General features: G+C 62.1%; 11 protein-coding genes and 1 pseudogene. 3 read left to right on the top strand and 9 right to left on the bottom strand.

Annotated elements, in window-relative coordinates:
* Positions 1-74 precede the first annotated feature (74 nt).
* The 3 genes and pseudogenes from C6Y53_RS07280 to C6Y53_RS07290 form a co-directional block, all read left to right on the top strand.
* Positions 75-251: pseudogene (locus C6Y53_RS07280) on the top strand (IS5/IS1182 family transposase); the annotation flags it as partial.
* Between the two features lie 107 nt (positions 252-358).
* Positions 359-1,921 carry a type I restriction enzyme subunit R domain-containing protein gene (locus tag C6Y53_RS07285; RefSeq protein WP_106473996.1) on the top strand — a complete coding sequence of 521 codons (1,563 nt, stop codon included), beginning with the start codon at positions 359-361 and terminating at the stop codon, positions 1,919-1,921.
* A 468-nt stretch (positions 1,922-2,389) separates the two neighbouring features.
* Complete coding sequence (locus tag C6Y53_RS07290) at positions 2,390-2,584, top strand: hypothetical protein (protein ID WP_149615485.1); 195 nt, start codon at positions 2,390-2,392, stop codon at positions 2,582-2,584.
* Positions 2,585-2,597: 13 nt separating this feature from the next.
* Here the strand turns inward: C6Y53_RS07290 and C6Y53_RS07295 are convergent, their stop codons facing one another.
* From C6Y53_RS07295 to C6Y53_RS07335, 9 genes are all read right to left on the bottom strand, one after another.
* Entirely contained in the window at positions 2,598-4,220 is a 1,623-nt protein-coding gene (locus C6Y53_RS07295) for a GMC family oxidoreductase (RefSeq protein WP_106473997.1), read from the bottom strand.
* A gap of 11 nt (positions 4,221-4,231) precedes the next feature.
* A complete protein-coding gene (locus C6Y53_RS07300; RefSeq protein WP_106471833.1) occupies positions 4,232-5,746 on the bottom strand; it encodes an FGGY-family carbohydrate kinase in 1,515 nt (504 codons plus the stop codon).
* On the bottom strand, positions 5,727-6,569 hold the full coding sequence (locus C6Y53_RS07305; protein ID WP_106471834.1) for a class I fructose-bisphosphate aldolase: 843 nt from the start codon (positions 6,567-6,569) through the stop codon (positions 5,727-5,729). The genes C6Y53_RS07300 and C6Y53_RS07305 overlap by 20 nt, the downstream gene beginning before the upstream one ends.
* On the bottom strand, positions 6,566-8,221 hold the full coding sequence (locus C6Y53_RS07310; protein WP_244614966.1) for a glycerol-3-phosphate dehydrogenase/oxidase: 1,656 nt from the start codon (positions 8,219-8,221) through the stop codon (positions 6,566-6,568). Before C6Y53_RS07310 ends, C6Y53_RS07305 begins: the two co-directional genes overlap by 4 nt.
* 114 nt (positions 8,222-8,335) lie before the next feature.
* Positions 8,336-9,319: an aldo/keto reductase gene (locus C6Y53_RS07315; RefSeq protein ID WP_244614967.1), complete on the bottom strand. Its 984-nt coding sequence runs from the start codon at positions 9,317-9,319 to the stop codon at positions 8,336-8,338.
* A 1-nt stretch (position 9,320) separates the two neighbouring features.
* Positions 9,321-10,301 (bottom strand): sugar-binding transcriptional regulator, encoded by a 981-nt coding sequence (locus C6Y53_RS07320; RefSeq protein WP_106471837.1) that lies wholly within the window; start codon positions 10,299-10,301, stop codon positions 9,321-9,323.
* Between the two features lie 2 nt (positions 10,302-10,303).
* The gene (locus C6Y53_RS07325; protein WP_106471838.1) at positions 10,304-11,305 is read right to left on the bottom strand and encodes an ABC transporter permease; all 1,002 of its coding nucleotides are present in this window, start codon (positions 11,303-11,305) and stop codon (positions 10,304-10,306) included.
* A 14-nt stretch (positions 11,306-11,319) separates the two neighbouring features.
* Positions 11,320-12,831: a sugar ABC transporter ATP-binding protein gene (locus C6Y53_RS07330; RefSeq protein ID WP_106473998.1), complete on the bottom strand. Its 1,512-nt coding sequence runs from the start codon at positions 12,829-12,831 to the stop codon at positions 11,320-11,322.
* A gap of 81 nt (positions 12,832-12,912) precedes the next feature.
* Positions 12,913-13,929, bottom strand: a complete 1,017-nt coding sequence (locus tag C6Y53_RS07335; RefSeq protein WP_106471839.1) for a substrate-binding domain-containing protein — start codon at positions 13,927-13,929, stop codon at positions 12,913-12,915.
* Positions 13,930-14,037: the final 108 nt, after the last annotated feature.

Genomic DNA, 14,037 nt, shown 5'->3' on the forward strand with positions numbered 1-14,037 from the left:
TGCTGAAACAGTCCTGCCGCGACGGCAATTTGAGAACATGCTTCACCCTTGCCGCGATATTGGCGGGGGTGATGATACGCGGGACGGACGAGCCGAGCGGGTCGCTTTTCAGCTGCGTTGATCCGGAGACGCCCGTCCCGGTTCGGCACCCGCTCCGCAAGATCCGGCAGGTGGTCAATGACGCGCTCGCCGGTTCCGACGCCGCATTCGAAGTGCTTGATACCGATGTCGGGCGCCCCTCGATCCCGCCGACTGGCAGGCCAGGATCATCGGCCAGTTCGACAAGCTGGTCAAACGCAAGGGCGTGCTGCATGTCCTGAAAAAGGGCCTGCCCGTCGATGACGCGCATTTCACCCTGATGTACCCTGCCCCGCTGGCCAGTTCGGCGCAGAAGGTCCATGACAACTTCGCCGCCAATATCTGGAGCGTGACCCGGCAGGTTCACCATTCCCTCGCCAATCCGAATGAACCCGTGGACATGGTGCTGTTCCTGAACGGTGTCGCGCTGGTCACGCTGGAATTGAAGAACCCCTGGACGGGCCAGACCGCCCGCTATCACGGCCAGAAACAGTATCGCGACCGGGATACCAGCCAGACCCTGTTGCAGTTCGGCCGCACGCTGGTTCACATGACGGCGGATCAGGATGAGGTCTGGATGGCGACAAAGCTGTCGGGCGCCCCGACCTTTATCCTGCCGTTCAAAAAGGGCCATGGCGAGGGCGCCGGCAATCCGTTCAAGGCCCTGATCGCGTTTTCGGGCGAGAAGGTGGTCGACGGCGTGAAGTATACCGAGGCCGAGATGAACGGCTTTCCCGAGGACAAGACCCGCAAGGAATTCGACAAGGACGAGTACAGGCTGCTCGTTGTCGCGAACAAGTATCTGACCGGCTTCGACCAGCCAAAGCTCTGCGCCATGTATGTCGACAAGAAGCTTCAGCACGTTCTGGCGGTGCAGGCGCTGTCGCGCCTGAACCGGTCTGCCCTGCGGCTCGGGAAACGCAAGGAAGATCTGTTCGTTCTGGATTTCTTCAACACGACAGAGGACATCAAGGCTGCCTTCGATCCGTTCTTCACCGTCACGACGCTGTCGGAGGCCACCGACGTCAATGTCCTGCATGAGCTGAAAGCCACGCTGGACGATGCCGGCGTCTATGAATGGGTGGAGGTCGAGGAATTCTGCACGCGTTTCTTCGATGGCGAGGATGCCCAGGAACTGAGCCCGCTGATCGACATAGCAGCGGAACGGTTCAACGAGGAGCTGGATCTCGAGGACAAGGACAAGATCGATTACAAGATCAAGGCGAAGCAGTTCGTGAAGATCTATGGCCAGATGGCGTCGATCATGCCGTTCGAGGTCGTCGCGTGGGAGAAGCTGTTCTGGTTCCTCAAGTTCCTTGTCCCGAAGCTGAAGATACAGGACCCGAACCAGGACGCCCTCGACGAATTGCTCGAGTCGGTCGACCTTTCATCCTATGGGCTTCAGCGAACGAAGCTGAACCAGGTGATCGGCCTCGATGCGTCGGAGGCGGAACTCGAGCCGCAGAACCCCAATCCCCGTGGGTACCGTGAGGGCGAGGTGCAGGAAGATCCGCTCGAGGAAATCATCCGCTCCTTCAATGAGCGATGGTTCCAGGGCTGGAGCGCAACCCCGGAGGAGCAGCGCGTCAAGTTTCTGAACATCGTCAGCAGTGTGCAGGCGCATCCCGACTTCGCAGAAAAGTACAGCGAGAACCCGGACCCGTTTTCACGCGACCTGGCATTCGAGAAGATCATGAAGGACGTCATGCTGCGCCGGCGCAAGGACGAGCTGGAGCTGTATAAACTCCACGCTCAGGATCAGGCATTCAAGGCGGCGTTCTACCAAAGCATCAAGGATACTCTTGATCGGTCCGCGTCGCGCGGCGCTGGGAGTCCATCCTGATTCGATGCTCATGTTGAACTGCGCGGCATCTGATCCTCCACCGGTAACCGCAGCCGATAGGTCGTGCGCGGCAAACGCGCAGAGACGATAGCCAAACGGGCGCGAATTTTTCGGTCGTTTCGGTGCATGATCAGGATATGATCGGGGGCCCGTTGCGCGAGGCGCCACGGCCGCCGGTTCCCGATTTCAAGCCAGCCCATCGTGAGGGGGCCGATCCCCTCCCCCTGCACGGGTCCTTCCGGGCCTCGGGGCGTATGCGGTGGGTTTTGGCGCGCAAGTTCGCTAGTGACAGGGCCTTTTTGGGCGCGCGCTTAGGCACCTCGTGTGCGCACCTGGTATGCGGGGTGCGCACCGGCTGCGGAATGCCGAAATCGGCGCCGGAGGACCGTCTGCCACGGTCGCCGGAGACACCTGGCCGGGCTTTGGGGGCCCGGCTTTTTATTGCGAATGCCTGGCGCGGTCATAGTATTGACCGGTTTCTGGTACCTCGGGCTGGCGACCTGTTCCATAGATCCCAAGGTCGGCGCGGCGCATTTGCGGTTCGGCGCCCGCGACAAGGCGACGATTGTCGAGCACATGGACGAGGCGGTATCCAACATTTTCGACGCTGTCGCACAGGCTTGCGATCTCTTGGCTCCACAAGTTTACTGGAACCACTGTTAAGCCACCGGCAATGTCACAGGTCAGTAGCAGAGTGCTTGAGAATGATATCTGCCGCCTTCTCGGCGATCATGATAGTGGGAGATGCAGTATTGCCCGAAACAATTTTCGGCATGATTGACGCATCCGCGATCCGCAAGCCCTGCAGCCCGTGAACCCTGAGTTGCGGATCGACCACCGCCATCGCGTCGGTGCCCATCTTGCAGGTCCCTACCGGGTGGAAAATCGTCGTCGCGATATTCCCCACGGCCTTGATCAGATCGGAGCGATCCGACGTGGCGGGGCCTGGCAGGATCTCTTCGGGGGCGTAGGGTGCCAGCGCGCGCGCGGACATGATCTGCCGTGCCTGCAGGACGGACTTTACGGCGACGTCCTTGTCACGTTCGGCGGACAGGTAGTTGAGCCGGATAAGCGGCTGGGCCTCGCTGTCGGCCGTGGTGATGTGGCAATCGCCAACGCTTTCGGGGCGCAGGTTGCAGACAGAGACGGTGATCGCCGGGAAGGGGTGCAGCGGATCGCCGAGCCTGTCGGTGGAGAGCGGCTGAACGTGGTATTCGAGGTCCGGCGTTTCAAGCGAGGGGTCGGATTTCGTGAAGATGCCGAACTGGCTTGGTGCCATCGACATCGGCCCCGACCGTTTGATCCCGTATTCCATCGCGATGGCCGCCTTGCCGATCAGGCTGTTGGCCATCGTGTTCAGCGTCTTGGCGTTGCGCACCTTGAATACGGTGCGGATCTGCAGGTGATCCTGAAGGTTCTCGCCCACGCCGGGGATTTCATGCCGCAAGTCGATCCCCTGCCGGTCCAGCACGTCCGGGCGTCCGACGCCTGACAGCTCCAGGATCTTGGGCGAATTGATGGCACCGGCGGCAAGGATGACCTCGGCATTCGCGGTCGCGTCCAGTGTCCGCCCCCTGTGCCGGAACCGCACTCCGGTGACGCGTTTGCCCGCAAAGAGAAGCGTGTCGGCCATGGCCTCGGTCAGCACCCGCAGGTTGGGCCGTTTCATTGCCGGGCGCAAGAACCCCTTGGCCGTATTCCAGCGCACGCCATTGTTCTGGTTGACCTCGAAGAAACCGGAGCCTTCGTTATCACCGTCGTTGAAATCCTCGCGCGGTTCGATGCCGAATTCGCGGGCGCCCTCCTGCACGGCCCTCAGGATGTCCCACCGAAGACGCTGCTTCTGGACTTTCCATTCCCCTCCGCACCGATGCATGCGGCTGTTGCCTGCGTGATGATCCTCGGATCTCAGGAAGTAGGGCAGCACATCGTCCCAGCCCCAACCGGTGTTGCCCAGTTGCCGCCAGTGATCATAGTCGGCGGCCTGCCCGCGCATGTAGATCATGCCGTTGACCGAACTGCAGCCGCCCAGAACCTTGCCGCGGGGATAGGCAAGGCTGCGGCCGTTGAGGCCCGGCTCTGCGGCGGTTTGCATCATCCAGTCGGTGCGCGGGTTCCCGATGCAGTAGAGGTAGCCCACCGGGATATGCACCCAGTGGTAATTGTCGGATTTGCCCGCCTCCAGCAGCAGGACCCTGTTGCGTGGATTGGCACTCAACCGGTTGGCCAGAACGCAGCCGGCGGTGCCGGCACCGACGATGACATAGTCATAGTCTCCGCCAACCTGAGGAGGGGTCATGGCATGGTCTTTCATCGCGCGTTTCGTGACCAGAAACCGCGCATCGTCTCGATCAGGTCGAGATATGTGTCGTAGCGCGCGGCATAATGGCCCGCCATCTCGGCCACCGGTTCGATCCGCCGCGCCACCCGCGTCATGCGCGCCACCGCCTCTTCGTAATGCGCGGCCTCACCGGTCGCGCAGGCCGCGCCGATGGCCGCGCCAAGCGCCCCGGTTTCCTGTGCCGCCGAGACGGTGATCGGAATGCCCAGGCAATCGGCGAACATCTGCGGCCAGTGCGGACTGCGAGAGCCACCACCCGAGAGAACCGCGCGCGCGATGGGCAGGCCCGCGGATTTGAGCACCTCGACATGGCGGCGATGCTCGAACATCACGCCTTCGAAAAGCGCGCGCAGCAGGTGCCCTTCGGAATGCCAGCCCGCGATGCCGTAGAACCCGGCGCGAAACTCCGCCCCCTGGCCGGACCCATAAAGGAACGGATGATAGAACGGATCGTCCTTGCCCGGCGCAACGTTGCCGATCTGCGAATTGCAATAGCCGAAGGGGTCATCGTGATGCGCCCCGCGTTCGACGAATTCGCGGACATACCATTCCAGGTTTGCCGCCGAGGTCGCGCTCGATTCGATATTCACGAAGCGGTCTGGACCGAATGCCGCGACCATGAACACCGTCGGGTCGACCGCAGGTCGGGCGGAAAAGACCTGGTTTATGCCCCATGTCCCCGCGATCAGGGAGGCCTCCCCCTCGGACACGACGCCAGAGCCCATAGCGCTTGCGATCACGTCGAAATAGCCGCCGATCACCGGCGTTCCGGCAACGAGGCCGGTGGCCTCCGCCGCGTCGGGCGTGACGGTGCCTGCGACCTCTGCTGGGTCGATGAGGCGCGGCAGCATCTCGCGCGCATCCGACAGGCCATAGAGCGCCAGCAGCGTATCGTCGTAGCGACATTCGGGCATCCGGGTCAGGCCGCAGCCGGACATATCCGACAGATCGCTGACCCGTTCCCCCGTCAGCCGGTAGGTCAGCACATCCTTGCACAAAAGGACCGTGCCGATCTGCGCATAGAGCGCAGGCCGGTGTTGCCTGATCCAGGCCAGCAGCATCGGCGTCTGGGCAGGCCAGGGTTTTTGCAGGCACAGGGCGTGCAGCGCATCGCCCTTTTCCGCCCGCAACTGATCGGCCATACCAGCCGCGCGTGTATCGAGCGACTGCACGCCCAGCAATGAACCACCGTCCCGGTCGAGCAGGTAAAGCCCGTTGCCGTGCCCCGCACAGCCGATCGCGGCGATCCCGGCGGCATCGATCCCGGCCTTCTGGATGCAGCCGCGGATCGCCTGGGTCGCATTGCGCCACAACTCATCGATGTCGCGTTCGACATGTCCCGGCGCGGGCGTTGCCGAATGGCCGTCAAGCGCGTGCAGCGCGACTTGCCGGCCCTCGGCATCGAACAGCACCGCCTTGATGACGGTGTTGCCCGCATCGAGGCCGAGGTAGTAGCTGTTCGCCTTAGCCACGGTTGTAGACATCCCAGGCTTCTTCCCCGCTCGCGCCGTCATGGATCATCGCCATCAGGGCCGCGACCACCGCTTTGGGGTTATCATGCTGATAGATGTTGCGGCCGTAAACCATGCCGCGGGCGCCCTGCCCGATGATCTCGGCGGACTTCATCAGGACGGTCCTGAGGTCTTCCTTGCCGCCGCCGCGGACCAGCACCGGAACCCGCGCCGCTTCGATCACGCGGTGATAGACCTGCGGATCGGCCGTGGGATCGGCCTTGATGATGTCCGCCCCCATCTCGGAGGCGAGGCGGACGAGCGTGACGATCTTTTCCGCATCGCCATCCACCTGATAGCCGCCGCGCACATCGTTGGGCAGCATCACCAGAGGTTCGATCATCAGCGGCATGCCATATTTGCGGCAAGCCTCGCGCACGCGGCTGATGTTCTCGATGCACTGGCGGAACAACTCGGGCTCGTCGGGGAGCATGAAGAGGTTCACGACGACGGCGGCGGCATCCATTTCCAGTGCGCCGAGGATCGGCTCATCCGCGTTTTGCAACTGCGACCACATCACCCGGTGGCGCTGGTCGTTATAGGGGTTGCCCATGTCGATGCGCATCACCAGCGCGGGCTTGTCCTTTTCGGGGCGCGATTGAAGCAGGTCGGCCTGACCATAGGCGCATTGGATCGCGTCGGGCCTTGCCTTGATCAGCGTGTCCATCACGCCGGGCATGTCTTCGAGACCGACCATGAAACCGGGTTCGTTGCAGACCCCGTGATCAATGGCCACATCGAGACAGCCGCCGTTGGAAAACAGCCGGTTCATCCGCGCCTTGGTGCTGATTTTCATTGAAGTGAGTCCTTTCTGTTGCGCGCCGCAAGCATGTCCGCGGACACGCCGTGATAGGCAGCCAGTTCTTCCGTGAGTGATTGCTTCTGATCTTCGATCTCGGTCGTGGTCAGGCCGCAGGTCCGGGCCATGATCGCGCCAATCCGGTCGATGATCTCGCCCGAGATCTGACCCGTGATCGCAAGGTCGGTGCGCCGCAGGACAATATCCGAGAGCGTCAGCGCATATTCATGGGTCAGGATCCAGGCAATTTCCGCGTCGAAATAACGGGTCGCCGGGGTCAATTCCCGACCGTTATGCGCCATGCAGAAAGCGGCGATTTCGGTAGCCTGACTGCCATAGTGCTCGCGCAGATGCGCGACCCTGTCGGGCGCCAGGCTGCCGCAGGCCGACAGCGCGCCACTGTCTGTTTCGTCGTAGCCGAAGCCGCCGCCAATCGGCAGATCGAGGGTGGAGATTCTGCGGGTTTTTCCCAGCTCCCGCAACACTTCATCCCCGGCTTCTTCGGCAAAGGCGCGGAATGTCGTCCATTTGCCGCCGATCATGCAGAATTGCGGCACCGCTCCGGCGATGCGGCGGATCGAATGCCCGCGCGAGATGCGGCCGGTGAAATCGGCATCGCTCATCGGCAAGGGGCGGATGCCGCTGTAGCTGAAGACGACATCCCGCGGCGAGACGTCGATTCCGGGGAAAACCAGCCGCAGCGACCCCAGGATATAGTCCAGCTCTTCGGGTTCGCAGCGCACGCGCGCGACCTTGTCCGTGCGCAGATCGGTCGAACCCGCAAGCACCTTGCCCAGATAGGGAAAAACGATGCACACCCGGCCATCGGTGTTTTCATAGAACACCATGTGCCCGTTCAGCGCATCATACAGCGCGGCATTCTCCAGGATCAGGTGAGAACCCTTGGTGCCCGAAACCATCCGCTCCGCGTTCCGGCCAGACAACGTGCGCGCGGTATCGTCGACCCAGGCGCCCGTGGCGTTCACGATCACCCTGGGATTGATCTCGAAAACCTCGCCCGTCGGTCCGTCGATCACGCTGAACCGGCCGTCGCAGTTGCGCAGCTCCGCGTAGTTGAGCGCAACGGAGCCGGGTGCCGCATATGTGGTGTCGCGCAGCATCTCGATGCAAAGGCGTTCAGGGTGGCTGATCCAGGCATCATGGTAAACGACCGAACGCCTGGCCTCCTGGGTCAGCTCTGGCCAGGTCCTGCGTGTGATCCTGCGTGAGTGGAACCGGTGTTTGGGTATCGCGCGCCGCTTGCGCGACACCCAGTCGTAGAGCGTCAGGCCGATCTTGATTGGGATCGCCCCTCGATTGGCAGGTTTGCCGTGGTGGCCGAAAAAATGCGCCGCCGCGTTCAGCATGCCGGACGCAAGCGACGTGATCGGGATCATCGTCGGCAGAGGCCGGACCATATGCGGAGCGTTGCGCAGGAGCGCATCGCGTTCCTGCAGCGATTCCCGGACGAGATCGAATTCACCGTTCTCAAGATAGCGCAGGCCGCCATGGATCATCCGCGAGGGGGCCGCGCTGCACCCCGAGCAGAAGTCGTTTCGCTCGATCAGGAGGACACGCAGGCCCTGCAGGGCCAGATCGCGATAGACGCCGATTCCGTTGACACCGCCGCCTACGATCACGACATCCACATCCGGTGTCGTGCGCAGCTTGGTCAGGTCTTTGCGGCGTTGTTCAGACATGTCTTACCCGTTCGCCGCGGCGGGCAATCGCCCCGGCGCCGTTCCTTTTGATCCTGGTTCTGGCTAGGCGGCCATGTCGCCCAGATGTGCGGCGGCAGCCCGGTTGATGGTTTCGATATCTTCCTGTGACAGGCGCAAACGGCCCGCCTTGGCATTTTCGGTGGCCTGTGCAGCGTCGCGCGCGCCGCAGAGCGAAAAGGTCACTCCGGGCCGCGAGACGGTCCAGGCAATGACCGTTTGCGCCAGCGTCGCCCCCTGCGCCTCGGCAATCGGTGAAATCGCGGTCATCAGGCCAGCGACCTTCTGACGATTGGCCTGTGAAAAGAGCGGGTTGTCCTTGCGCTGATCGTCACCTTCAAAGACGCGTTCCGGCCCCATCTTGCCGCTGAGCAGGCCAAGGGCCAGCGATGAATAGCTGAGCACCGACACACCCTTGTCGCGGCAAAGCGGCAGCATGTCCGTCTCGAGGCCACGCTTGACCATCGAGTATTCCTCCTGCACCGCATCCAGTTGCCCGGCGGCGAGATAGGCCTCCACATCCGCAGGCTCGGTATTGCTGGCCCCGATCGAGCGGATCTTGCCCTGGGCCTTCAGCGTTTCCAGCGCCTCCATCGTCTCGGCAATGGGTGTCGTCGGGTCCTGCCAGTGCGTGATGTAGTGATCGATGTAGTCGGTGCCGAGCCGCTTCAGGCTTTGCTCGACCTCGTGGATGATCGCATCCCTGCCAAGATAGCGATGCACGGGCCGGCCCTCATAGTCGAAGAAGTGATTGCCTTTCCGTGTGTGCCAGACCAGCCCGCACTTCGTGGCGAGCACGACCTTGTCACGGCGACCGACCAGCGCCTTGCCGACGATCTCTTCGGCCAAGCCCTGACCATAGGCAGGGGCGGTGTCGATCAGCGTGACGCCTTCGTCCACCGAAGCCTGGATCGCGGCGATCGAGCGGGCCTCGTCGGTGCCGCCCCACATCCAGCCGCCGATGGCCCAGGTCCCGAGCCCGATGACGGACGCCTCGATCCCCGAACCGCCAATGGTCCGTGTTTGCATTTCATGCGACATCCTGTGCCCCTTCCATATCGTTCAGAACCGCCTTGGCGGTGTCTTCGTCGAGAATGACGGTATCAACGAGCTTTCCGCTCAGGACGGCCTTCAGCGGCGCGACCTTCTCGGGTCCGGCGGTCACGCCGATAACCCGCTCACAATTGGAAAGCTCACCCGGCGCGACGGAAACCAGACGCGAATTGAGCGCGTAGTTCGACACCGCCCCGTTGCTGTGAATGAGATGGGCGAGAAATTCGCCCACGACGCCCATGCCGACGAGCATCTTGCGGTCGGCCTCGGGCACGGGATGCAGGTCGTAATAGCTGGACCCTTCGGGTTCGATGGACCCGATACCGACAAGGGCCACCGTGGCGCGGCGGGCGAGGTCCATCACTTCGCGGATCGAGGCCACCTCCATCAGCATGTTGCGCTGGTCCTTTGTCTCGGCAAAGAGCGGGGCGTGCATCAGCATCGTGCGCCCGCCCAGCCGATCCGCCATCCGGTTCGCCAGATGATTGACATCGGTAAAGAACTTGCCCTGAACCGCCCCGGTCAGCGGCACCACCGTGACGTCGAAACTGCGTTCGGGGTCAAGGTTCTCGACCACGGCGCTGACGGCCTTGCCGCCCGTGATGGCGATGACATCCCCGTCCTTGAGACTTTCCGTCAGGTGGTGCGCGGCTGCGCGACCCACTTGTTGCAATGTGGTTTCAACACTGCCTTGCACCGATGGAGTGACCATCGCATCGCGAAGCCCGCAGCGCTCGGTCAGAACCCTTTCGAGGTCGGTGAGCGCCTGAAAGGGGCTTTCGATATCAATCTTGACCATCCCCAGTTTGCGGCCCTGCGTAATCAGGCGATTCACCTTCGAGGTGGAGAGATTGAGCCTCCGGGCGATATCCGACTGCTTCTGTCCCTCCATGAAATGAAGCACGAGGACGGCATGGATCTGGCGAATGAGTTCAAAATCCTTCTGGACGTCCGGCATGGCTACCTCCGTCTCTTGTTGAGGTAATGGTCGATCGTCACTGCGGCGAGCAGGATGGTGCCGCGAATGATGTCCTGCCAGTAGACAGAGACATCGAGAAGCGCCAGCGAGCTTGAGACCAGCGAAAGCAGGATCACACCGAGGATCGCGCCGAGGATGGAACCCGAGCCGCCATTGAGGCTTGCACCGCCGATGACGGCTGCCGCGATGATCGTCAGTTCCAGGCCCAGCCCGAAGGTCGGTTGCGCCGATCCGAACCGCGCCATGTAGATGATCCCGGCAATGCCGCAGAGAGCCGAGCACAGCGTGGTGGTCAGGAAGATCACCTTCTTGGTGCGAATGCCGGAATAGGCCGCCGCCTTTTCGTTGCTTCCGGTGTAGAACACCTTGCGGAACATCGTGGTGCGGCGCAGCATGAAGTCAAAGGCGATCACGAAGACCAGGAAGATGATGATCACCACAGGGAACGGTCCGATGGACCCCTGCCCGATGAACTTGAATTCCGGCGGCAGAGTATAGAGCCCGAGCGGACGACCACCGGTAAACAGCAGGCAGGCCCCGCGCGCGATCACCATCACGGCCAGAGAGACGATGAAGTGATGCAGGCCCACGCGGGTGACGAAGAAGCCCATGAAGGCCCCGATCCCGGTGCACATCGCAATCGCCATGGCCGAGGCGATCCAGGGGTTCACGCCGCCCAGGAACAGCCAACCCGCAACCACCATCGCCAGTGCTGTGACGGAACCGACCGAAAGGTCGATGCCACCCGAGATCAAGAGGATCGTCATGCCGATCACCAACAGGCCATCGACTGCAAAGGCCATCGACATCGCCCGCATGTTGGCCCAGGTCAGAAAATAGGGCGAGGCGAAAGACATGATGATGAAGAGCGCCAGAATGATCAGGACGAGGCCCGTCTCCCGCATCTGCAGGAACCGCTTGAGCACGGGAACGTTGGCGGTCGGTGGCCGGTCTTGGGCCGCAAGGGTTGTCGTGTTGTCCATGCCTCGTGCCTTTCTCATGCCAGTGTGGCGGAGGCATCGAGAACCGACGCCAATCGCATGATGTTCTCTTCGGTAATCTCGTCACCGGTGACCTCGCCGCTGATGCGGCCCTCGCGCATCACCAGAACCCGGTCGCAGACCCCGATCAGTTCCGGCAGTTCCGATGAAATCACCACGATGCCCACGCCGGCCTCGGCCAGGTCGCGCAGAATCTGGTGGATTTCCGATTTCGCCCCCACATCGACGCCGCGGGTGGGTTCATCGAGAAAGATCAGTTCGGGGTTGACCGAGAGCATCTTGGCGATGGCGACCTTTTGCTGATTGCCACCCGACAGTGACATGACCGGATCGGTCAGCGCGCCGCATTTGAGGTTGAGCTTGCGGCCCAGTGCATCGCTTTGCCGATGTTCGGCCACAGTGCTGATCAGCCCCAGACGGCCGGCAACCTGCTCGACCTTCAGGGCCGAGACATTCGCGGCAATCGACAGGTCCAGAAAGACCCCGTCGCCCTTGCGATCCTCGGACAGGTAAACCATGCCATGCGCGATACTGTCCTGATAGGATCGCAGATTCAGGCGCTTGCCCTTCAGCCAGACCTCTCCGGTCACATCGCCCTCGAGACGGCAGACGCCCTTGGCAAGCTCGCTGCGACCGGCCCCGATCAGCCCGGCGATCCCGAGGATCTCGCCCTTCTTCAGCGTAAAGCTGACATTCCTGAACCGCCGGGCTTCGGACAGGTCACGAACCTCCAGCAGGGTTTCCTCGGATGGGGTGGTCTGCTTGGCGGGATAGAGATTGTCGATGACCCGACCGACCATGGCGTTGACCACGTCGCTCGGCTCGATCTCGGCCACGTTTCGGGTGGTGATGTGCTGACCATCCCGGAATACCGAGACACGGTCGCAATTGTCGAAGATCTCGACCATGCGATGCGAGATGTAGATGATCGAGATGCCCCGGTCCGCAAGGTCCCGCATGATGCGAAAAAGCGTCTGCGCTTCGTTCTCGGTCAGCGCCGCGGTGGGTTCGTCAAGGATCAGGATACGGCAGTCCAGCGTCAGCGCCTTGGCGATTTCCACCAGTTGCTGGTGCGAAATGGACAAATCGCGGACCAGCGTGGAGGGGTCGATGTCGCTGAGCTGGCGAAAGGCGGCGCGGGCATCATGCTCCAGTTTCCTGTAGTCCATGAACCAGGCGCGGCTGGTGTTGGTCGTCGCCATGAAGATATTCTCGGCGACCGACACATCGGGACAGAGCGCGATCTCCTGGTGGACGAAACCGATGCCCAACCGTTGCGCCATCGTCGGCGACGTGATCGTGACCGGTTTGCCATCCAGCCGGATTTCGCCACTGTCGGGCTGCAGGATGCCGTCGATGACGTTCATCAGGGTGGACTTGCCGGCTCCGTTTTCGCCGGCGACGGCGTGGATTTCACCCTTGCGCAGTTCGAAGTTGATCCCGCGCAGCGCCTTGACCGGCCCAAACGACTTGCTGAGATCGCTGATTTCGAGAACGATGTTTTGCATCTTTTCGGCGCCGATCATGGGTGGATGGAAAATGCGCTGCCCGTCGTAACGATCGGGCAGCGCAGGCGGGAGGTTGCCAGTCTAGGCGGGATCGCGGCCTTCCATGTAGACGTTCAGATCAAAGCTGTCCGCGTTCTCCTTGGTGATGACGGCAAAGCCGTTGTCCATGAACGGGATCTGCACCGGGTTGAATCCGCTGGTTTTCCAGTCGTTGAAGGGGTCGAAGATCTCGGACCGATTGGCCAGATGCACGGCCATGAAGCCCATGAAACCCTGAACGCCCTGGTTGGGGTTCAGCGACATATGGATGTTGCCGGCCTTGATATGCTCCAGCGTGGTCGGGGTCACGTCGGCATGCATGATCAACACATCGGACCCCGCTTCCAGTTTTGCCGCGACCGCCCCTTCTGCCGATCCGGCTTCGGGGATCCACATGGCGGCGAGGTTGGGGTTGGCCTGAATGATCGAGGCCGTGGCCTTGTAGGCGGCATTGCTGTCCTGATTGGTCGCCTGGCGCCCGACGAGTTTCATGTCCGGATAGTTGGCTTCCATGTATTCGATCAGGGCGGTGACGCGCAGATCGTGGTTCGACTGCCCCGGGTTTTCGAGCACGGCGTATTCCGCGCTGTCACCGACCTGGGCCACGATTTCCTCTGCCGCGAACTTGGCTTCGGCGCGATTGTCGGACGTGATGTAGCCCGAGCGGTTGGAATTGGGCGAATCCGCGGCGAAGGTAACGATTTCGGTCCCGTTGGCGATGGCACGGTTGATCGGTTCGATGAACGGATCGGACTGCATCGGGTGCAGCAGGATACCGGCGGGGGTCTTGATCATGTCCTGCTCGAAGGAAGCGATCTGCTTGGTGATGTCGTAGTCAGGCGTGCCGGAGAACACGGTTTCGCACCCAAAGGCTTCAGCCGCCTGCTTGAACCCCTGATAGACCGGAACCCAGTAGGGGTGGCCCGACACCATCACGTTCATGACGTAGGTTTCACCCGGCTCGCACATGATCCCCTCGGCCGAAGCCGGTGCAGATGCCGCTACTCCAGCGGCCAGAACCGTGGAGGCAAGGATCGCCTTTGTTGATATGGATTTCATCTCTCTCTCCCTTGGATGGGGGCTGCGCACCTGACGACGCCCCTCCTCCGGGACAGTTCGCAAGATATTTCAGCCCATGCAGTTTATTGCATTGAGGCGAAACTGCAA

It is taken from the genome of Pukyongiella litopenaei (assembly GCF_003008555.2).
Taxonomy (GTDB): domain Bacteria; phylum Pseudomonadota; class Alphaproteobacteria; order Rhodobacterales; family Rhodobacteraceae; genus Pukyongiella; species Pukyongiella litopenaei.

Coding starts and splice junctions, on each gene's coding strand:
- C6Y53_RS07285 (WP_106473996.1), top strand. CDS start 359: ATGTACCCTGCCCCGCTGGCCAGTTCGGCGCAGAAGGTCCATGACAAC.
- C6Y53_RS07295 (WP_106473997.1), bottom strand. CDS start 4,220: ATGACCCCTCCTCAGGTTGGCGGAGACTATGACTATGTCATCGTCGGT.
- C6Y53_RS07300 (WP_106471833.1), bottom strand. CDS start 5,746: ATGTCTACAACCGTGGCTAAGGCGAACAGCTACTACCTCGGCCTCGAT.
- C6Y53_RS07305 (WP_106471834.1), bottom strand. CDS start 6,569: ATGAAAATCAGCACCAAGGCGCGGATGAACCGGCTGTTTTCCAACGGC.
- C6Y53_RS07315 (WP_244614967.1), bottom strand. CDS start 9,319: ATGCAAACACGGACCATTGGCGGTTCGGGGATCGAGGCGTCCGTCATC.
- C6Y53_RS07320 (WP_106471837.1), bottom strand. CDS start 10,301: ATGCCGGACGTCCAGAAGGATTTTGAACTCATTCGCCAGATCCATGCC.
- C6Y53_RS07325 (WP_106471838.1), bottom strand. CDS start 11,305: ATGGACAACACGACAACCCTTGCGGCCCAAGACCGGCCACCGACCGCC.
- C6Y53_RS07330 (WP_106473998.1), bottom strand. CDS start 12,831: ATGCAAAACATCGTTCTCGAAATCAGCGATCTCAGCAAGTCGTTTGGG.
- C6Y53_RS07335 (WP_106471839.1), bottom strand. CDS start 13,929: ATGAAATCCATATCAACAAAGGCGATCCTTGCCTCCACGGTTCTGGCC.